General features: G+C 65.8%; 31 protein-coding genes and 1 tRNA gene. 12 read left to right on the forward strand and 20 right to left on the reverse strand.

The window, feature by feature from the left end:
* Positions 1-8: 8 nt before the first annotated feature.
* Together FHT32_RS23610 and FHT32_RS23615 are read right to left on the reverse strand one after the other, a co-directional pair.
* Positions 9-1691 carry a terminase gene (locus tag FHT32_RS23610; protein WP_256099134.1) on the reverse strand — a complete coding sequence of 561 codons (1683 nt, stop codon included), beginning with the start codon at positions 1689-1691 and terminating at the stop codon, positions 9-11.
* A gap of 2 nt (positions 1692-1693) precedes the next feature.
* Positions 1694-2653, reverse strand: a complete 960-nt coding sequence (locus tag FHT32_RS23615) for a terminase small subunit (protein ID WP_176667040.1) — start codon at positions 2651-2653, stop codon at positions 1694-1696.
* 116 nt (positions 2654-2769) lie between these two features.
* Between FHT32_RS23615 and FHT32_RS23620 the strand changes: the two genes are divergently transcribed.
* The 3 genes from FHT32_RS23620 to FHT32_RS23630 all read left to right on the forward strand — a co-directional run bounded on the left by FHT32_RS23620 (position 2770) and on the right by FHT32_RS23630 (position 5229).
* On the forward strand, positions 2770-3348 hold the full coding sequence (locus FHT32_RS23620) for a hypothetical protein (protein ID WP_176667041.1): 579 nt from the start codon (positions 2770-2772) through the stop codon (positions 3346-3348).
* A gap of 308 nt (positions 3349-3656) precedes the next feature.
* Complete coding sequence (locus tag FHT32_RS23625) at positions 3657-4793, forward strand: DUF72 domain-containing protein (RefSeq protein ID WP_176667042.1); 1137 nt, start codon at positions 3657-3659, stop codon at positions 4791-4793.
* A gap of 106 nt (positions 4794-4899) precedes the next feature.
* Complete coding sequence (locus FHT32_RS23630) at positions 4900-5229, forward strand: hypothetical protein (protein ID WP_176667043.1); 330 nt, start codon at positions 4900-4902, stop codon at positions 5227-5229.
* Positions 5230-5415: 186 nt separating this feature from the next.
* Here FHT32_RS23630 and FHT32_RS23635 read toward each other — a convergent pair.
* From FHT32_RS23635 to FHT32_RS23720, 18 genes are all read right to left on the reverse strand, one after another.
* Positions 5416-5492 (reverse strand) — tRNA-Met (locus FHT32_RS23635).
* Complete coding sequence (locus FHT32_RS23640; protein WP_176667044.1) at positions 5483-6016, reverse strand: hypothetical protein; 534 nt, start codon at positions 6014-6016, stop codon at positions 5483-5485. The genes FHT32_RS23635 and FHT32_RS23640 overlap by 10 nt, the downstream gene beginning before the upstream one ends.
* A gap of 14 nt (positions 6017-6030) precedes the next feature.
* Positions 6031-6546 (reverse strand): nuclease domain-containing protein, encoded by a 516-nt coding sequence (locus tag FHT32_RS23645; RefSeq protein ID WP_256099135.1) that lies wholly within the window; start codon positions 6544-6546, stop codon positions 6031-6033.
* A 14-nt stretch (positions 6547-6560) separates the two neighbouring features.
* Positions 6561-6809: a hypothetical protein gene (locus FHT32_RS23650; RefSeq protein ID WP_176667045.1), complete on the reverse strand. Its 249-nt coding sequence runs from the start codon at positions 6807-6809 to the stop codon at positions 6561-6563.
* An 8-nt stretch (positions 6810-6817) separates the two neighbouring features.
* Positions 6818-7318 carry a recombination protein NinB gene (locus FHT32_RS23655; protein ID WP_176667046.1) on the reverse strand — a complete coding sequence of 167 codons (501 nt, stop codon included), beginning with the start codon at positions 7316-7318 and terminating at the stop codon, positions 6818-6820.
* Positions 7319-7330: 12 nt separating this feature from the next.
* Positions 7331-7918 carry a hypothetical protein gene (locus tag FHT32_RS23660; protein ID WP_176667047.1) on the reverse strand — a complete coding sequence of 196 codons (588 nt, stop codon included), beginning with the start codon at positions 7916-7918 and terminating at the stop codon, positions 7331-7333.
* Entirely contained in the window at positions 7915-8346 is a 432-nt protein-coding gene (locus FHT32_RS23665) for a hypothetical protein (protein ID WP_176667048.1), read from the reverse strand. The genes FHT32_RS23660 and FHT32_RS23665 overlap by 4 nt, the downstream gene beginning before the upstream one ends.
* Positions 8343-8606 carry a hypothetical protein gene (locus FHT32_RS23670; protein ID WP_176667049.1) on the reverse strand — a complete coding sequence of 88 codons (264 nt, stop codon included), beginning with the start codon at positions 8604-8606 and terminating at the stop codon, positions 8343-8345. Before FHT32_RS23670 ends, FHT32_RS23665 begins: the two co-directional genes overlap by 4 nt.
* Positions 8603-9037 (reverse strand): hypothetical protein, encoded by a 435-nt coding sequence (locus FHT32_RS23675; protein ID WP_176667050.1) that lies wholly within the window; start codon positions 9035-9037, stop codon positions 8603-8605. Before FHT32_RS23675 ends, FHT32_RS23670 begins: the two co-directional genes overlap by 4 nt.
* Positions 9037-9564: a hypothetical protein gene (locus FHT32_RS23680; protein WP_176667051.1), complete on the reverse strand. Its 528-nt coding sequence runs from the start codon at positions 9562-9564 to the stop codon at positions 9037-9039. The genes FHT32_RS23675 and FHT32_RS23680 overlap by 1 nt, the downstream gene beginning before the upstream one ends.
* Positions 9561-9797 carry a hypothetical protein gene (locus FHT32_RS23685; RefSeq protein ID WP_176667052.1) on the reverse strand — a complete coding sequence of 79 codons (237 nt, stop codon included), beginning with the start codon at positions 9795-9797 and terminating at the stop codon, positions 9561-9563. The genes FHT32_RS23680 and FHT32_RS23685 overlap by 4 nt, the downstream gene beginning before the upstream one ends.
* Positions 9794-10687: a DUF1376 domain-containing protein gene (locus tag FHT32_RS23690; RefSeq protein ID WP_176667053.1), complete on the reverse strand. Its 894-nt coding sequence runs from the start codon at positions 10685-10687 to the stop codon at positions 9794-9796. Before FHT32_RS23690 ends, FHT32_RS23685 begins: the two co-directional genes overlap by 4 nt.
* A 4-nt stretch (positions 10688-10691) precedes the next feature.
* Positions 10692-11555 carry a phosphoadenosine phosphosulfate reductase family protein gene (locus FHT32_RS23695; RefSeq protein WP_176667054.1) on the reverse strand — a complete coding sequence of 288 codons (864 nt, stop codon included), beginning with the start codon at positions 11553-11555 and terminating at the stop codon, positions 10692-10694.
* Positions 11555-12073 (reverse strand): hypothetical protein, encoded by a 519-nt coding sequence (locus FHT32_RS23700; protein ID WP_176667055.1) that lies wholly within the window; start codon positions 12071-12073, stop codon positions 11555-11557. Before FHT32_RS23700 ends, FHT32_RS23695 begins: the two co-directional genes overlap by 1 nt.
* Complete coding sequence (locus tag FHT32_RS23705; protein ID WP_176667056.1) at positions 12070-12462, reverse strand: hypothetical protein; 393 nt, start codon at positions 12460-12462, stop codon at positions 12070-12072. Before FHT32_RS23705 ends, FHT32_RS23700 begins: the two co-directional genes overlap by 4 nt.
* Entirely contained in the window at positions 12462-12776 is a 315-nt protein-coding gene (locus FHT32_RS23710) for a hypothetical protein (RefSeq protein WP_132751658.1), read from the reverse strand. Before FHT32_RS23710 ends, FHT32_RS23705 begins: the two co-directional genes overlap by 1 nt.
* Before the next feature lie 27 nt (positions 12777-12803).
* The gene (locus FHT32_RS23715; RefSeq protein WP_176667057.1) at positions 12804-12992 is read right to left on the reverse strand and encodes a hypothetical protein; all 189 of its coding nucleotides are present in this window, start codon (positions 12990-12992) and stop codon (positions 12804-12806) included.
* Positions 12992-13198 carry a hypothetical protein gene (locus tag FHT32_RS23720; RefSeq protein WP_176667058.1) on the reverse strand — a complete coding sequence of 69 codons (207 nt, stop codon included), beginning with the start codon at positions 13196-13198 and terminating at the stop codon, positions 12992-12994. Before FHT32_RS23720 ends, FHT32_RS23715 begins: the two co-directional genes overlap by 1 nt.
* A gap of 106 nt (positions 13199-13304) precedes the next feature.
* Between FHT32_RS23720 and FHT32_RS23725 the strand changes: the two genes are divergently transcribed.
* The 9 genes from FHT32_RS23725 (at position 13305) to FHT32_RS23760 (ending at position 17114) form a co-directional block, all read left to right on the forward strand.
* Positions 13305-14003 carry a helix-turn-helix transcriptional regulator gene (locus FHT32_RS23725; protein WP_176667059.1) on the forward strand — a complete coding sequence of 233 codons (699 nt, stop codon included), beginning with the start codon at positions 13305-13307 and terminating at the stop codon, positions 14001-14003.
* Positions 14004-14136: 133 nt separating this feature from the next.
* Positions 14137-14331 (forward strand): hypothetical protein, encoded by a 195-nt coding sequence (locus FHT32_RS23730; protein WP_176667060.1) that lies wholly within the window; start codon positions 14137-14139, stop codon positions 14329-14331.
* Positions 14328-14450, forward strand: coding sequence for a hypothetical protein (locus tag FHT32_RS35115; protein WP_256099136.1), 123 nt, complete (start codon positions 14328-14330; stop codon positions 14448-14450). The genes FHT32_RS23730 and FHT32_RS35115 overlap by 4 nt, the downstream gene beginning before the upstream one ends.
* The gene (locus tag FHT32_RS23735) at positions 14447-14761 is read left to right on the forward strand and encodes a hypothetical protein (RefSeq protein WP_176667061.1); all 315 of its coding nucleotides are present in this window, start codon (positions 14447-14449) and stop codon (positions 14759-14761) included. Before FHT32_RS35115 ends, FHT32_RS23735 begins: the two co-directional genes overlap by 4 nt.
* On the forward strand, positions 14758-14901 hold the full coding sequence (locus tag FHT32_RS23740; RefSeq protein ID WP_176667062.1) for a hypothetical protein: 144 nt from the start codon (positions 14758-14760) through the stop codon (positions 14899-14901). The genes FHT32_RS23735 and FHT32_RS23740 overlap by 4 nt, the downstream gene beginning before the upstream one ends.
* Entirely contained in the window at positions 14898-15170 is a 273-nt protein-coding gene (locus tag FHT32_RS23745) for a hypothetical protein (protein ID WP_176667063.1), read from the forward strand. The genes FHT32_RS23740 and FHT32_RS23745 overlap by 4 nt, the downstream gene beginning before the upstream one ends.
* Positions 15167-15403, forward strand: a complete 237-nt coding sequence (locus FHT32_RS23750) for a hypothetical protein (protein ID WP_176667064.1) — start codon at positions 15167-15169, stop codon at positions 15401-15403. The genes FHT32_RS23745 and FHT32_RS23750 overlap by 4 nt, the downstream gene beginning before the upstream one ends.
* Positions 15400-16212 (forward strand): ERF family protein, encoded by an 813-nt coding sequence (locus FHT32_RS23755; protein ID WP_371132244.1) that lies wholly within the window; start codon positions 15400-15402, stop codon positions 16210-16212. The genes FHT32_RS23750 and FHT32_RS23755 overlap by 4 nt, the downstream gene beginning before the upstream one ends.
* Entirely contained in the window at positions 16209-17114 is a 906-nt protein-coding gene (locus FHT32_RS23760) for a lambda exonuclease family protein (RefSeq protein WP_176667065.1), read from the forward strand. The genes FHT32_RS23755 and FHT32_RS23760 overlap by 4 nt, the downstream gene beginning before the upstream one ends.
* The last annotated feature ends 6 nt before the right edge of the window (positions 17115-17120 follow it).

Here is a 17120-nt window from a genome sequence, read left to right on the forward strand (position 1 = left end):
GGTGGTCCTCACACGCAGGCAGGCTCCGGGGCCTCCACGTAGCTGCTGTTCTCGGTCAGGCTTTCGAGGAGCCCAAGTTCCTTGGCCTGGGCCCACTGGCGCAGGCCGTCGGCGCCCTCGGTGCAGCCGTTGCTCTTGTCGGGCTGGTCGAGGAAGCGGTTCTCCGACTGGCTGTACTTCTTGCGGTAGCCCTGGATGCGTTGGATGCCCTCCTTCGTGCCGTCGATGTCGAAGTAGGCGCTCTTCAGGTGCTTGCGCACGGCGTAGATGCCGGTCATCAGCTCGGTGACGCGCGGCACGATGAAGAAGCTCTGGCCGGGCAGCAGGAGCTGCAGTTGCTCGCGGGTGCTGCGGTTGTAGTCGCCCAGGCGCTTGTGGTCCGCGTCGTGGGGCAGGAAGTGGCCGCCGTACAGGAAGCCCCTGTCCTGGAGATGTCGGGCGAAGTGGCGCAGGTCTTCCTCGTGCTCTTCGTAGTAGCCGATGAAGCGGTCCTCGCCGCGCAGCACCTGCATGAACCAGATGGCCGTGCCGTCGCTGTTGCCGATGTCCCAGAAGGTGTAGACCGGCAGGTCGAGCACGGGCACCTGGGAGATGGCGCCGCGCTTGCGCAGCAGCACCATGTCCTTGGCGTAGTAGTGGCCGGCGGTGGACTGCTGGAATGCCTCCTCGGGGGTCGAGGGGTACTCCTGCCACATCCGCTCCTCTTTGCCCGAGAAGTCGTTGCGTAGCTTCTCAACGTACCAGGCCCGCTGGCCCGTGTCGATCTTGCAGTCGCACGCCTGCTCGATCTCGTTGAAGTAGTCGTGCTGCTCGTTGCTGATGGCCACGCCCGCCGGGTCCATCGTGTACGCGGGGTCTTGCCACCAGGCGTAGAAGTGGAAGCGGTACTGGCTGGCGGTGAGCTTGGCCTTGCCAGCCACCAGCGCCTGGGCGCGCTGGCACATGTCGTAGAACTCGCCCTCCGTGCCCTCGGCCGTGCTCTCGATCACCAGGATGCCGGACAGCGGCACCGCCTGTATCGAGCCGGTGACCACTTCGTTCGCCTTCGCGGGAAACTTGGCGCAGATCTTCCCGAACTCGGAGACGTGCAGGCGGTGGATCGTGCCGCCGCGCACGCTGGTCGCCACGCGGATGCTGCTGTTGTTGTGGCCGAACAGCAGTTCCTTCGTGCTGGCCCTGGCCAGCGGGAAGCGCTCGCGCAGCTCCTCCGGCATGTGGTCGTAGGCGAAGACCACCTTGTCGCGGAAGATGGCCTCGGCCGTCTCGCGGTCCTGGGCGATCATGCCGCAGCGCTGGTTCCCGTTGAACAGGGCGTGGTCCAGCCAGAGAATGGCGATGAGGGTCGTGAAGCCGAGCTGGCGGGCCTTCAGGATGATGTTGCGGTGCCAGAGCCGGCGTATGAAGCGCTTCTGGGCTCGGTTCGGAATGAAGGGCTGCACCAGGTCGTCATCGCCCTCGTTCTTGCCCTTCACGATGATCTGGTACAGGCAGCCGCTGAACAGGCGCCACTCGGGGTCTTGCAGGCAGCGCTCGAGCTCCGCTGCGTCCTGCGGCGCCTGGGTGGGCGGAATGACCTTGATGCGGCTCGGTTCGCGCGGCTTGTCGGGCCAGAGCTGGCCGTCGAGCGCGGAAGCGCCGGCCACCTCGGGCAGCCAGTCCTCGCGCTCGTCGTCCTGCACCTTCTTCGCCATGCTCAGTCCTCGCCGTCCACGTCCTGGCGCGGCTGCAGTGCGCTCGAAGACGACGCACCGGCGTTGGGTGCCTCCGGATCGTCCGCCACGGGCCGGAATCCATTGGCATTGCCCGTCGTGATGCGGCTCAGCAGCGAAGCCAGCGGGTCGGTCTTCTGCTGGTTGTCCTTCTCGTAGAGGCCCAGGTGCTTGAACAGCTTCTCGGCGAAGGCTGCCTTGTCGTGCATGGCGATCTCGATGCCGTACTTCGTCATCTTGGCGCCGGCATACAGGGCGCGCGCCGCGGGAGAGAGGTGCCGGGTGTCTGCCAGCACCGTGCGGGCATATCCGTCGCCGCCGCAGTCCGGGCAGGAGGGATGCGGCGGCTTGAGCGGGTCGAACCCGATGCCGCCCTTCTCGTCGAAGTCGGCCAGGTTGCCAGCCTTCAGGGCGTGCTGCTCGCGGTCATGGTTGAACTCGCCCACGGTGCGCTGGAACTTGAAGCCCTCGCCCCAGCAGTGCCGGCAGCAGCCCACCTTGACCTGCACCAGCTCGCGGGGGTCTGCGAAGACGATGTTCCAGGCCTCCACCACCACGCGGTCGGCTTCGATGTGCGTGCGCGCCTGCTGGAGCTTTCGGGCGTCAGCGATGGCAATCTGGATGTACGGTTTTGACAGGTTCTCCGATGCCATCTGCCGGGCGGTGTCCGGGCTGTAGCCGGCTCGGATGGCTGCCTGTGTGCCGTTCAGGTCCACCAGGTACTCATCGACGAAGCGCTGCTGGAGGTCGGTCAGGCCGAGCTGCGCGGGCTCCGCGGCTGGCGCCGGTGCTGCGCGGGCCGGTCGCGCCGGCTTCTTCGCCTTGACGGGGGGCGGCGCCTTCTTGCGCGCAGGTGCGCCCGCAGCCTTCTTGGGGGCGGCGGGCTTGGTGGTGGTCTTCTTCGATGCGGGTGCCTGCTTCTTGGCCGGCTTGCGTGTTGCCATGCGCGCGAGTCTTCACGGCACCGCGGTGACCGTCTAACCCTAGAGGGGGAGATGTACTACGGCAAAATCGCGGCAGCGGGACCGAACGAGTGCCGCGTCACATGAGGAGAAGGTCTATGGTCCGAGACGATTTGAGCGATCGCTTAATCCACCTGACACGGGGCACCAGCACGGAGGCAGGTCAGAATCGCGAAGAAGCGATCAAAAACCTGGAGTCGATCCTTGATGACAGTACGCTAAAGGGCGGCGATGGGTTCATTAAAGGCAAGTACGTATGCACCTGCTTCAGCGAGGTGCCTGTTTCGAAGTTGCCGTACATCCTTGCGCACCCGACGACACACCACTTCAAGTACGAGCCATATGGAGTGATGGTCGATAAACGCTGGTTGTTCCAGCTAGGCGGAAGGCCTGTAATTTACGGCCCCGAAGACGATTACAACGCGCTGCCTGAGGACATGAAGTACCGGCACGTGCGATTTCATCTTGATAAACCGGGTGACGTCGATTTCACGTGGGAGCGTGAGTGGCGACTGAGAACCGACGCGCTTACGCTTGACCCAGCGAAAGTAACCGTCATCCTGCCTGACAGATCCGCCCGCGATGCGTTCGCCAACAAGTTCAAAGATAAGTGGCACTACCTCGTGCTGAGCGACCTGGGTGTTCCAATTCCCGCCTTACTGGATGGGAAAAAATAGCCCGCCAGGGTGGTTCTGGCGGGCGAACGTGCGGCCGAGGCCGCGCGAGGAGACAACTGGCCGGCGAAAGCGCCGGGGGTTCGGTCCATCCGACTGCGTGGGGAGGTACACGCTGGACCGTGCGGTTCTCGTCCCGCCCTGAATCCCCTGGGACGTGCAAGGGGTCTAGCGGAGTGGCTTGCCCCCCACTCCAGCACCAGGGCTGATGCCAAGTTCGGGGTTCCGGTGAACGGTGAGGTGATGTTCACGCGGAGCTCCGACGCGGCGAATCCCTACAGGGGGGCGGCGGCTGGTGCCCATAATGGGGCATGACTCTCGTCGGGCATGCTTCCTGGGCCGAGAAGACACTGATCGACTGCGGCCGCTTCTACCCTCCGGACTGCAAGACGCCGGAGGCGCGCCTGCGCTACTACGCCAGCATCTTCCCGCTTGTCGAGGTGGACAGCAGCTACTACGCCATCCCCTCCCAGACCAACACGCACAACTGGGCGGCGCGCACGCCTGAGGGGTTCGTCTTCAACGTGAAGGCCTTCCGGTTCTTCACCGGGCACCAGACCGACGTGCAGGTGCTGCCGCGCGGCGTGAAGGAGCTGCTGCCCGGCCGGAAGCGGCTGCTCTACCGCGACACCGCCGACGAGGTGAAGGATGCCCTTTGGGACGCCTTCAGCCAATCGCTGGAGCCGCTGCGCCTGAATGGGAAGCTGGGCCTGATCCACTTCCAGTTCCCCCCCTCGGTGGTGCCGAGCCCACGGGTGGTTGCGCACCTGGAATCCATCCGCCAGAAGCTGCCGCGCGACACCATCAGCGTGGAGTTTCGGCACAGCAGCTGGTGGGATGGCACGAGCCGGACCGTCGAGACGCTCGCGATGCTGCGCGGCCTGAACGCCGTGCACACCGTCGTCGACGGGCCGCGGGGGTTCGACAACAGCGTGCCGCCGATCTGGGAGGTGACGAACCCCAACTACATGCTGGTGCGCCTGCACGGGCGAAACACCGAGACCTACAACGCCGCAGTGTCGTCGCCAGCGGAGAGGTTCTCCTACGAGTACTCCGACTCCGAGCTCAAGGGCATCATCGCCGAGACGGTGCGGCTGGCCTACAAGGCGCGGCACGCCCACATGATCTTCAACAACTGCGATGAAGACAAAGGCGTGCGCAACGGCATGACGGCGCTGAAGATGCTGGTGCAGTACGGCGATGGGAAGATGCCCGACCTCAAAGACCCGTTCCACCCGAATGGGGTGCTCGCCGCAGTGTCGGTCGAGGAACTGTCCGCTGCGTCGAATCAGCTGCCGCCTCCCGCGCAAGGAGAGCCGGAGATTCGGGAGGCCGAGGTCGATGTAGCGCGCATCGGGCGCGTTCGCATCACATTCCAGCTAAGGGAAATGCGGCACCACAAGAGCAGCCACATGCATTGGGCTGCTGTGTTTGCTCAACCGATCTGAAGCTCCCGGCGCCCTCAGAACCACAAAGAACCGAGCGCACTCCAGATTCTTGTGATAGTCTTACAGCACCTTGCAGGTGTGCTAGGGATTTTTACAGGAGCTTGCCGTGAAGGCCGAAGATCTCAAATTTGCAGAATCGACTCTCGATGCGTTCATCGAGTCCAGCATCAACCGAGTGGCGGAAAGTGGTGTCATGCGTTACACGTACAAGATCACTGCCGCCGAGGTGAAGGATGAAACCGGGCGCTCCCGCCTGCATGACTCTGTCATCAGCGACTATACGCAGTATTTCGAAGAGCATGGTGTTTCCGCGACCTTCAAGCCCGCGGCGGATGCCTTCACCGTTGACCTTGACCTCGACTCCTGCGTGCTCAGGGCAGGCCAGGCGCGCTTCCTGTCGTCTGCGATGGAGAAGTACCGGACCGAGAACGACTAATCAGCGCTACGCGGATGCCCCCGTCTGGGGGCGATTTCTGATCGGTCTTCAGATGCGTAGTAGCGGGGCGCCGGGCGCAAGCGGGTGCGACATTTCGCCTCGTCCGGGTTGCCTTGCGCAGCTTCCCGGCACCATGCCTTCCGGCCCGTGCTCGAATCACGGTTGAGCCCCTTCGGGGTGGTTATCTGGTTGCGGTGGTCGGCTTCGATCCGACGACACACAGGGTATGAACCTGCCGCTCTACCTGGCTGAGCTACACCGCGCGTTCGAACTTTGCCCCGTTGGCCGCCGAGGCGCCCGCCCTACAGGGGGTGGCGAACAGCTGGCCCTGGTTCGGATCGACGCGCACCTCCAGCGCCGTGACCTGGCGGCGGAGGCGCTTGACCTCCTCGCCCAGCTCGGCCGCGAGCAGCGCGGTGTTCCTGCCCGTCTCGATGGCTGCGGCCTGCGCGGCGGCGCCGGCCATCAGGTTCGCCAGCGCCCGGTCCTCGCGCGGCGTGAGCGTGAGCACCTCGTCGCCGATCTCGATCTTTACGGTGCCGTCGGGCATGACGGTCTTGGACATGGGCCGCGCGGGCGCGTGTCGCACCGCCGGCACGAAGACGCCGCGCTGCACGCGCACGATGTCGCCCTCGTCCACCAGGACGCCGAGGCGGTCATCGATGGTCGTGAGCTTCAGGCCGGTGAGCTCGGCCAGCGTCTCGCGGGTTACCACCTGCTCCTGGGCGTGCAGATCCTGCACAGCCTCCAGCACCACCAGCAGGGTTGATTTCTGGGCTTCAGCCATTCGTTCTCCTCGTTTTAAATCCTGGCCAGGGCCCATGCGGCGGCCCGGCGCTCCTTCGGTGTGGCCGGCTGAACGCCCGCCACGATGTCTTGCCAGATGGAAACCATCCAACGGTGGGCGGCGCCGAAGCGCTCCACCTTCTCGGCGGCCGGCGCCGGGCCCTGGTCGAGCCACCAGTGGCATGCCGCGCACCCGTGCACGTGCCATTGGTCATCAGCCTTGCGCGCGCCGGCCTTGCCGTGCGCGGACTGGTTGCTGTGGCAGGCCACCGTGGTGGCCGGGTCCGGCTGGCACACGCCGGGCACCAACAGCAGGCAGCGCTGACCGCGCGCCATCGCCAGCAGCGCTGGATTGCGTTGCGGCTCGGTCTTCGGCACCGCCCCGCGGAAATCCGCGTCGTTGATCGCCGCCATGCGAACGATCCGCCCAGGGACGGGCTCCACGCGCGCGAGCACCGTCACGCTCGGCTCGCGCGCCAGGTCTACGCCGATCAGCTTCGGCTGCCGGCGCTTGAAGCCGGTGCGCAGCATGGGCGCACTCCGCTTCACTGCTTACCCCCAAGTCGCTCGATCTTTCGGCGTAGGCGCTGCACCCGCACCTCCAGCTCCCGCGTGCCCTCCGCAAGGAAGGACATCACATCATCGTCTTGGGCGAGCTCATCCCGCAGCGCTTCCCGGTGCGCCTTGGCCAGCCAGAAGACCACGCCGTCGGGCGCGTCCCTCAGGACATACCAGCGGCCCAGCAGGTGCTTCACCGCGTAAGGCAGGACGCGCAGCTGCCAGTAGAAGTCCATGAACCACTTCATCCCAGAACTCCCCCGATGATTTCGCCGGTGTCCGGGTCAACTTGCATGCGCTCCCACTGCTCGAAGCTGGCGGGGAACGTCACGCCGAGCTCGGTGGCGGCGAAGGCGCTCACACGGTCGATGAGCTGACTGTAGCCTTTCACGCCCAGACGCTCGGTGCTGACGCGCTCGCGCCGGCGCACCTTCTTGCCCGTGAGCGGGTTGCGGCTTGTGATGGTCTTCCAGCCCAAATACTCGGCGCGGAAGTGCTCCTTCCACACTGCCAGCGGGAACTGCGCGCCGTGCGGCCGGGCCTGCGCCGCGATGGTCTTGAGCACCACGCCGTGGTAGTACTTGCGCTGCCGGTCGGTCTTTGCGTCCTCGTGCAAGCGGATCTCCAGCTCGAGGCGCCGGCCAGCGGCCCACTGTTCCTTGCACCAGGGCGCAACACGCTCCAGCAGGCTGGTGCGTGCGTGTTCCTGGTCGGGCCAGATGACTTGCAGGGCGATGTCTGCCATGTGGTCCTCTCGTCAGGCACCGGTGAGCAGCGCCTTGAGCTGGCGCAGCGTCTCACCTTCCTTGCCCGCGGCCTGTACCCTCGCCTCCACGTCGAGCGCGATGCCGTCGATCTCGTCGGCCGCTCGGCGCAACAGTGCGGCGACGTTCGCCAGCCGAGAGAGCGAGTCCTCCCTTTCGGGGGCGGGGGGCTGGGGCTGCAACGCTGCAGCAGCGGGTCGGGCGTTGATGGACACTTCGTTGAACTCCTCGGTAGCTTGGGTGATGAGGCGAGCGATGACCCGGACGAAGGTGCCCCGGGCGGGCTCCTTCACCACGCCGCGCTCGCAGAGGGTGATGAGGCAGCCGTCGACGACGGCGCGGTCTACGGTTGCGCCGGCGCGGCGTAGCTCGCTGACGATCTGTTCCTTCGACCAAGGCGTCTGGATGGGCACGGCGGCGAGCACCTTCTTGGCCATGCTGTTCAGGCCGCTCTCGATGCGGGCCAACTTCGCTGCGTTCATCACGTCTCCTGGGTTCTGTACGCCTGCCATGCGCAGGCCTTCCATGACGCCGCGCCCGAAAGACATGCGGCGGGATTGCTCGGTGGGGGTGACCGTCATGACTTCACGGCCCTTCGGTACGGCCACGCCACCATTGCGGCGTCGCGCTCGTGCTGATTGCTGCGCGCCGCCCAGTGCGTCACGAGCGCGAAGGCCTCCGCATCGAGCTTGGCGCCCTTTGCGGTCGGGCTGATGCCGTGGGCCGGGATGCCGAGGTCGGCACAGACCGACGTGATGAGGCTGCACCAGGCGTCGATCTGCCCGACGTTGCGGGCGATCTTCAGCGCGGCCGCGCGGCTGCCCGCGGTCGTCCACACCTTGGACTCCAGGCGGCTGTCCTCGAACACCACGCGCGCGGGCATGTAGCTGCGCAGCATGTGCTCGATGGTGTGCGGCTCCACGGTGCGAAGGAACTGCAGCGCGCCGCCCTCAAAGGCGGCCAGGCCCGTGCTCGCGCCCGGGTCGATGCCGAGGATGTGAACCGTCACAGCAGCGCCCCTTGCGGCGAGGTCCGCAGTTGGTCCAGCCGAGCCGCGGCGGACTTCACCGCCTCGTGCCCGCCCTTCCAGTCCTCGCCCCAGATGGTCCGGAGCGCGGCCTTGTACTCGTCACGCAGCGTGCCGTCTTGGCGCGAGCGCCAGTATTCGGGGCCGTTGGCGATGCCACGTGCCAGACATTCCCGGCAGTTGGCGGTGTAGCCCGGCCAGTCGGCGCGGACGGCGGCCTTGTCGCAGTTCGGGCACTTCATGCTGCGATGCCCTCCAACAGCGCCTCGAAGGCAGCCCAGTCGAGGTGCGCGTTCTGCAACTTCAGCTCCAGATCGCACGCGGCATCGATCAGCGACTTGCGCTGCAGCCCGTCGACCAGGCGGTCACAGGCCTCCAGCCCTGACCGCAGCGAAGCGCGGCGCGTCGGGTCGATGACCGGCACGCCCGCCTGCTCGTACAGGGCATTGCAGGCACCGCGCACGATGCGCACGTCCGGCAGGTCGTGGTCGATGTCTTCGGTCATGAGAGCGCCCAGCACCACGAACAGCACCCGGCCGGCGGCGGCTACGAACTGGTCGCTGTCGTCGCCCAGAATGGCGTGGATCTGCGCGCGCACGGCGGTTGCGTGCCACTGCTTCTCGATGAGGGCCCGAGCGATCAGCCCGAGCGCGGCGGTGCGGCGGCGGGCCATCAGCGCATTCCTCCCAGCATGTCGGCGCTGAAGTCGCGGCGGCTGCGCCCGCGCCGGATGTTGGAAGCGGTCCCGTTGCCGAGGTGCCAGTTGCGGTCGAACCAGATCGCAGGCTTTTCGCTCGAGCGAATCTCGCGCACCATTTCCTCGGTGAGCTTGGACTTGGCGCGCTTCGTGGCCGCCATCCGCCGAGCGGACAGCAGGGACTTCTTGACGCCCTTCATCGCAGCGGCGCGCGTGCGCAGCACCAGACAGTCCGGGTGCACGCAGAGCTCGCAGTCGCACTTCACGCCCACCTGGCGGTTGGATGGCACGAACCCGCGCGTGAGAACCCACAGCACGCGGCGCACGTTGTAGACCCGGCCCTCCCTCCCGCCGAGCTTCACCTGCGGATGCAGACCGCCCGCGGCATGGCCGGTCCATTCGAGGCAGTTTCCGCACGGCTCGGCGTGCTTCAGCAGCCGGTCCAGCGTCAACTGCTCGAACACCTCGATTTCGGCGTCCCAAGGATTGATCGAAGGGATCATGCGTGCTCCGGGCTCTGCTCGAACGCGAGGTCGTTGGCGGGCTGCAGTGCAGCGAAGTGCTCGGCGCACACGTCCAGGCGCGCGTTTTCGACTGCGCTGTAGGCTCGGATTCCACCGATGGCCGTCGGGGTCAGCTCCCCTCGCTGACGGAGGAAGCGTTCGTGCGTGGCGAGGGCTTGCAGGTTGCGCTGCGCGGACACCGCCACCTGAACGATGGTGAGGGCACTGGTCATGCGGGTACTCCTTGTCGTTGCTCCACAGCCCGGCGGACGCGGGCCGTGAATTGCGGGAACGTCTCGCGGTCGACGCTCAGGTCGTGCTCGTTCCACCGGCCCAATCCGAGCTCCTCGGCCTTGGCTTCGATGGTCGAGCGGTTCTCGTCCCAAGGTTTCTCGGGCATGCCGGCGCCCGACGCGATGGCTGCGGCCTCGCCGAGCTGGCGCTTCACGATGCCCAGCAGGTAGGCAAAGCCCTTGGGCGGTTTTGACTTCGCGCAGATGTCGGCGGCGGCCTCGAAGGTTTCGACGGGCACACCCTTGTCGATGAGAGCCCGCAACTCGGGACTCGACGGGTTCACGTCGGCCACCTTCTTCGCCCTGATCGCCTTGCACACCTCCCCTGCCTTCGTCGGGCTTTGCTCCCCACCCCCCACCGCTCCGGGTTCGGAACTGGTGTGTGGGGGTTCTACTTGGGTAGGTAGATGTGACTGTTGTTGTTGTTGTCCATCGGTTTGCGATTCGTTTGCCATGGCATTTGCCATCGGTTTGCTATCGCCCTGCCAACGCTTTGCCGCGCCGGCTTTGCCTGCGCTGCTACGCGCTGCGCTAACCTTTTCGGCCTTCGCGATTTCCTTCGACGAGCGCTTCTGGACCATCGTCAGGCCGTCAGCACTCAGATCGAACTTCGCCATCACCTTGACCTTCATGGCGCGCCACCTCGCCGCCGGCAGCTTGGTGATGGACACCAGCGATTCGTCGTCGGTCGGCAGCGTGCCCTTGGCCTTCCAGCACGCCATCAACAGCAGCATGTAGGCGCCGTGCTGCTCGGTCGTGAAGGTCATGGTGTCGGCCACGTACTCGCCGATGTACAAGGGCATCCAGATGTCGGTTTTCTTTTCGCTCATCTGGTCAGTCCCCGCAAAAGCACGCGAGGGCTTCCTGGTCGTGGTCGAACATGTCCACCTGGTCGGCGGCGTACTGGGCGATCTCGGCGTAGCTCGGTCCGTCCTTCGTGAAGCGGGCGCCTCGGCCGGTCGCGCCGGGAATGAGCGAGCCGTCTTCCGCTCGAACCCACCAGGTGATGGAGTAGCGGCCCGCTCGCGCGATAGAAAGGCGCTGAGCCGGCGGCTTGTTGAAGCAGTAGACACAGTTACCTTCGAGCGTGCGCCCGTTGTGCGTCACCAGTTCAAGGTCGAACGGTTGCGACTTCCAGAAGGCCCCCACCTCCTGAACGCTCACGCCGGCATCGGCCAGCGGCATGCACATGGTTTCGTCTGGCGTCTCCGTGCTGGTCCCGCGGGCGCGGATCTTGGCGACTCGGCGCTGCTCGTCAGCACGAATGCCGATGAACTGGTCCCACTCCGGCCACGCTTGGAACGCGCGCAGGTAGCGGTGCATCGTGCGGATCTTCAGTTCGCTGGTGCAGAAGCGGCTGACTGGGTTGGGCAAGAACTGTCGGCGCCGGATCAGCGCCGTGAACGGTTCGCCGTCTCGGGCCGCCCACCTTGGATCGGTAAAGGCGCGGAACATGCGGCCTTCCTCGCCCAGGTACTCCAGCCACACGATGCGCACGTCCCACTCGTACGAGCAGCGCGCAACAAACTGCAACGTCTCTTCGGCCTCCAGGCCCGTGTTCGCGAAACAGACAATCAGCCAGCGCGCGATGTTCTCGCGCGTGTTCGCCTGCAGGACGCGCCACAGCATGTAGGCGCTGGTGCGCCCGCCGCTGAAGCTCAAGCAAGTGGGGCCGGTGAGTTTGAAGGGGTCGCGCATCAGACTTCGATCCCCAGGTACTTGCGCCAGGGCACGACGCTCCCGTCGACCTTGAACCCCCAGCCCTTCGACTCACCCCAGGTGATGAACAGCGTGTAGGCACCGCCATCGGACACCTCGGTGATTCGATGGAAGACGCTGGGGTCGATGCGCTGGGTGAAGCCACGCAGGCGCAGCTTGGCGCCGCGGTACTCCTCCCGGCGCTCCTCCATGTAGCCGCTGCGCAGGATGATCGAGCGCGCCGGCCACGGGTGGTTGTGCTCGTGGTCATCGTCGTCCGGCCGAACGATGTGTTGCACGCGGACGCTGGGCAAGCTGGTCCAGCGCGCGGGCAGTTGGTTGCCCTCCTCGTCCTTGCCGTAGGCGTTGAACAGCCACCAGCGATCCATGTAGAGGTCGTCGCTGTTGCGGCCGGTGATCGGCGAGTACGGTGTGCGCTGCGCGCGGCGGATCAGGTAGTCCGCGACCGGGCGCCGCGAAACGACGAAAGCGAGAGCTCGCCACAGAGCTTCCTTCATGCGGCGCCTCCTTCCATCGAGGGATCGTTCGCCGCCGCAGCGCGGCCACGGCCGACAGCCTTGGTGATGCGGAACTCGAACAGGCCCGCGAAGGCCGGGTTCAGCAGCGCGAACAGGCGCGCCAGGTACGGGGTGTGCCAGTCATTGAGCTTCCACGGCCCGCCGCGCTCGGCCAGCGCCGAGTTGTGGCGCAGCACCTCGATGATGGTGCGGGCGCTGTAGTGCTCGAAGCCGCGGCGCACGATGCGCATGGCCTCGCGCTCGAAGGCGTCGTAGACGTGCAGGTTCTCGGGCAGGTATGCCAGGAACCGCGGCGTGAACTGGTCGGCGTGCTGCTGGGCCATCAGCAGTGGTCGGGACACTGCGGGGCCGGTGGATGCTGCGCTCATCAGTGGTGCCCTCCCCGCTGCGCGAATTCGGGGCCCTCAAAAGGCCCTGTCAGTTTGCGCATCGCACCGATACGCTCCTCCTCATGCAACAGCTTCTCAGCCGCCATCGCACGCCACGTCTTGCCGTAGCAGGTCAGGTACACGAAGTCGCGCAGCAGCGTGCTCGCGTCGGTACCGCTCAGGGCGCAGTGCTGCCGGAATACCTTGTCAGTCGCCTCGTCAACCTTGGTCTTCAGGTCTTCGGTGAGCTTCCCGAGCGGCCCGGCGATGCCGCGGGCGAACGCCGGCTCTTGGTCTTGGTCGATGGTGGACATCTCGAATTGGTCGTTGGGGTGAAGTGGTCAGCCAACCGGCTGGAGGTCAGCGACGCGCGCCGTGAAGACATCGCGGAAGACGCGGTGCCGCCAGCAGTCGGAGCCGTCAGCCGGGAATGGGTTGGCCAGGGGGAGCTCTTCACCGCGCTCGGCGGCGTGCGCAGCCAGGTCGGCGACCTCGGCATGGCTCAGTGAAGCGAGAGGCTTGATGTGCATCACGCGGCCTCCTTCTGCTTACGCTTGGCCGCGCGGATGCTGGCAACCAATCCGCGCTGGCGGGCGAGCGCCGCGAGCACGCGGTCCTCGATCCGCGCGGGCAAGTCTTCCGGCCACTGGTTCACCGCCTGGTAGGAAACACCAATTGCTGCCGCGGTGGCGGTGATGGACCCACCTAGCAGTTCAATCGCTTCGGTCTTTTTCATGCCGGCATTGAATCATAATTCACACCAACAATGCAACCATGATTCAGCGGGTAGCTGGCATTATTTTTGAATCATGGTTGAATACCCAGAACGACTACAGAGCGCGATGACCGCGCGAGGCGTCGAAATCGCGCAACTGGCAAAGGCGCTCGACATCAGCTACCAAGCCGTGAAGCGCCTGCTTGAGGGCAAGTCAAAGACCTTCAACGCCCAGAACAACGAGGAAGCCGCGCGCTTCCTCAAAGTCTCATCGCGATGGCTCGCGACCGGGAAGGGTTCGATGAACCTCGACGAGTCGGAGGCGGAGGCATCCGCGAAGACCGCCGCGCCTCCCGGCGTGGACAGCGCAACGGGCGACCTCACCATCGTTCAATACGACGTGAGCGGTGGCATGGATACGCGCGGGAAGCTATCGCTTGAGGCTGAGCCACCGGGCATCATCAAGAGCTGGCGCGTTGACCGTGAGTGGTTGCAGCTCAACGTGCGCTCCTACACCAGCATTCAGAACTTGTGCATCGTCACCGGCTTTGGGCCGTCGATGAAGGGTATGTTCAATCCAGGTGACCCCTTGCTGATGGACCTCGGCGTGAATCGCGTTGACCACGAGGGCGTGTACTTCTTCCGCGTGGGAGACGAGGGCTACATCAAAATCCTCCAGCGGGTGCCGGAGTTCAATGGGCCCGGCTTCATCATCCGGGTGATCTCCAAGAACGAGGACTTCCCCCCGTACGACATCTCACCCAAGAACCCGCACCTACACATCATTGGCAAGATCCTCACGGTCTGGAAAAGCGAACAGTTCTAACCTGACCTCCGATTCAACAAAACCCGCCGCGAGCGGGTTTTTTGTTCAACTGAAGTGAATCATAGTTGACTTGCCAAACTGAATCATGATTCAATGCGTCCCGCGGCCAAGGAACGGCCCGCGAGGAGCGCAAATGCAGAACAACCCCGGGCGAACTGCCCAAGCCAAACCGGCGGCGAAGCCGGCCCCCCGCCCCGAGTTCACGGATGAAGAGCTCCAGGCTTTCGACCGCGCGTATGCGCAGGCCAAGCAGACCGGCGCGCTGATCCGCCTCGAAACCGAGGCCGCCATGCGCATCGATACCCCCCGCGCCTGGGGGTTGGCATGAAGGCCGCGCTGCACGCACAACTGCTGGAAATCCAGCAGCAGATCGCCGCGCTGCGCCAGCGCTACGCCGATGCACGCCGCGTGCGCGCCATGGCCTCGTTCGGTTGGTGCGCAGCATGACCGCGCAGCAAAAATCGGTAGTGACTGTCGACGGGAAGCAGTTCACCGTCTGGGGTGGGCCCACCGGTGTGACCGAGGTCACGACGGCTGCAACCCATACCCGCATGGGCTTCCGCAGGGTGCCGCTCACGAGCAAGAGCGCCAAAGCCGCCCTCGCCAAGGCCCAGGAGGCTGCACAACACACGCCGCTTCGCTGCACCGCGGCGAAGTGTGGCGAGTTCGATCCGCTTCGTTGCGCCTACGAGGCTGGGCACACCGGCGAGCACTGCTATGTGGTCGATCACCCGCTGAGAACCCGGAGCCCAGCATGAGCACCGGACACCAACCCGCCACGCTCCAGGCGCTCGTCCTGGCGATCACGCTCGCCGCGCGCTTCAACAGCGATGCGCGGGATCTGCACGCCCGGCGCCGCGAGGCCCGCTCTGCTGCTGCACTGGGAGCCGCGCGATGAAGCGCCTCGGCTACTCCTTCCCCCTGGTGCCCGCACCCGCTGACCAGCCCACGCTGGTGGGCTCGGTCAACGCGGACGACCACCGCCCCGGCCGCATGCCTCGCTCGCTCGAAGACGCCTTCGGCCCCGGCCAGCGCTCGAGCACCACGCGGCTCTACGTCGCACTCCCGCGCCGCCAACGCATCGGTGAGGCGGTGGCAACCGCCGTGTCCGCGCTCGCCGGCCTCTTCGTCATCGCCCTCCTCATCTACGAAAGGATCGCATCGTGAGCGTCCGCCTCGTGCATCCGCCGCGCGCCAGCGCTGGCGACACCTCCGTCGGCATGCCGACTGCTGCCAACGACGACTACATGGGCAACGCGAGCCTCTGGTTCCCGTCTACCGCGCGCGACTACCTCGTGGTCAGCGCCCTCATCCTGCTGCTCCTCGCGGCCGTGCTGCTCACCCTGTACGGCGCCGAGCCGCGTGACTCTTGGTTCGCTCTGTGGGGGATCGCGAAGTGAGCGCCGCACTCGCCCCCACCGAGCCCGAGGTTCTCACTCCCAAGGCCACGCTGGTGCTGCCGGCGCGCAACGAGATCTCCACCGTGCTGCACGCCATCACGGCCGCCGCCAACGACCCGAACGTCGACATCGACAAGATGGAGCGGCTGCTTGGCATGCACGAGCGCATGCACGCCCGGGCCAACGAACAGAAGTTCAACGCGGCGATGACGAAGGCGCAAGCCGCGATGGCCCCGATCTCGGCCGACGCAGTCAACCCGCAGACCCGCAGCACCTACGCCAGTTACGCGCAGCTTGATCGCGCGCTGCGCCCCATCTACACGAAGAACGGCTTCGCGCTCAGTTTCGACACCGACGACTGCCCAAAGGAGAACCACATCCGCGTGCTGTGTTACGTGTCGCATGCCGCCGGCCACGTGCGCACCTACAAGTGCGACATGCCGGCCGATGGCAAGGGCGCAAAGGGCGGCGATGTCATGACGAAGACCCACGCCCAGGGCTCGGCGATGACGTACTCCCAGCGCTACCTGCTGAAGCTGATCTTCAACGTGTCCATCGGCGAGAACGACGATGACGGAAACGGCGCTGGCGCCGATTCGGGCGACATCAGGCAAGCCACCGATGCCGACCGGCTCGCCGACTCGCTGTTTCATCGCCTCCGCGGGATCAAGACCGACGGCGATGCCGCTGCATTGTGGGCGGAGGGATCGAAGGCGCTGGCAGAGACGAAGCGTCGCGACCTCTACACCGAGTTCAAGGATGCAGTGCTCGCCCACCGCCGCAAGCTCAAGGCGGGAGGCCGCCCGTGATACTGCTGACCTACCCCCAAGGGAGCGAAGACTGGCTGCGCGCGCGATGCGGTGTGCCCACAGCATCGCGCTTCTCCGACGCGAGAGAGAAAGTTGGCGGGCTCACTGACCAGCAGCGCATCTACGTCGAGGCCCTGCAGCTGGGCATGGAGGAGCCGGACGCACGCGCGAAGGCGGGCTACAAGTTGAAGCCGTCCGCCGGAGCCATCACGAAGGCCCTCAACGGCGAGCCGACGACGGAGCCCGGCGCGGCCGCAATCAAGTACGCATGGCTCGTCGCGTTCGAGACGATCAGTCGCGAGCCGCTCGACGACACCTTCGTCACGTACGCGATGCGCCGCGGCCGCGACCTCGAACCCCGGGCCCGCGTGGCCTACGAGACGCGCACTGGCGCGCTGGTGGAAGAGGTCAGCCTGATCCTGACCGATGACGAGCGCTTCGGGTACTCCTCGGACGGCTTGATCGACGACGACGGCATGGTCGAAATCAAGTGCCCGATGGCCTGCGACAAGCTGGGCCAGGTCTGGGCAAGCCCGGAGACGGCGCACCTTGAATACATCGACCAGATCAACGGCGGCCTGTGGATCACCGGCCGGAAGTGGTGCGATCTGGTCGTTTACTGCCCGTGGCTGGAACCCGTCGGCAAAGACCTGTTCGTGAAGCGCATCTACCGCAACGAGGACGCCATCGAGGCTCTCGAAGCGGACCTGATCGACTTCAGCCGACTGGTCGACAGCTACCTGGAGATCCTGCGCGCGCCGACCAAGATGTCCGGCGCGCCCAAGAACGCTCCACCCGCGCCTCGGCGCGCCACCGCCGCGCCGGCCCCCACCGCCCCCCTGTTCCCCGAGCCCGCCACGCCCGCGCGCGGCGGCCATGCAGTTGTCGAAAACCCGTTCTGAGAGGCC

Source organism: Variovorax sp. SG517 (genome assembly GCF_013376045.1).
GTDB lineage: Bacteria > Pseudomonadota > Gammaproteobacteria > Burkholderiales > Burkholderiaceae_C > Variovorax.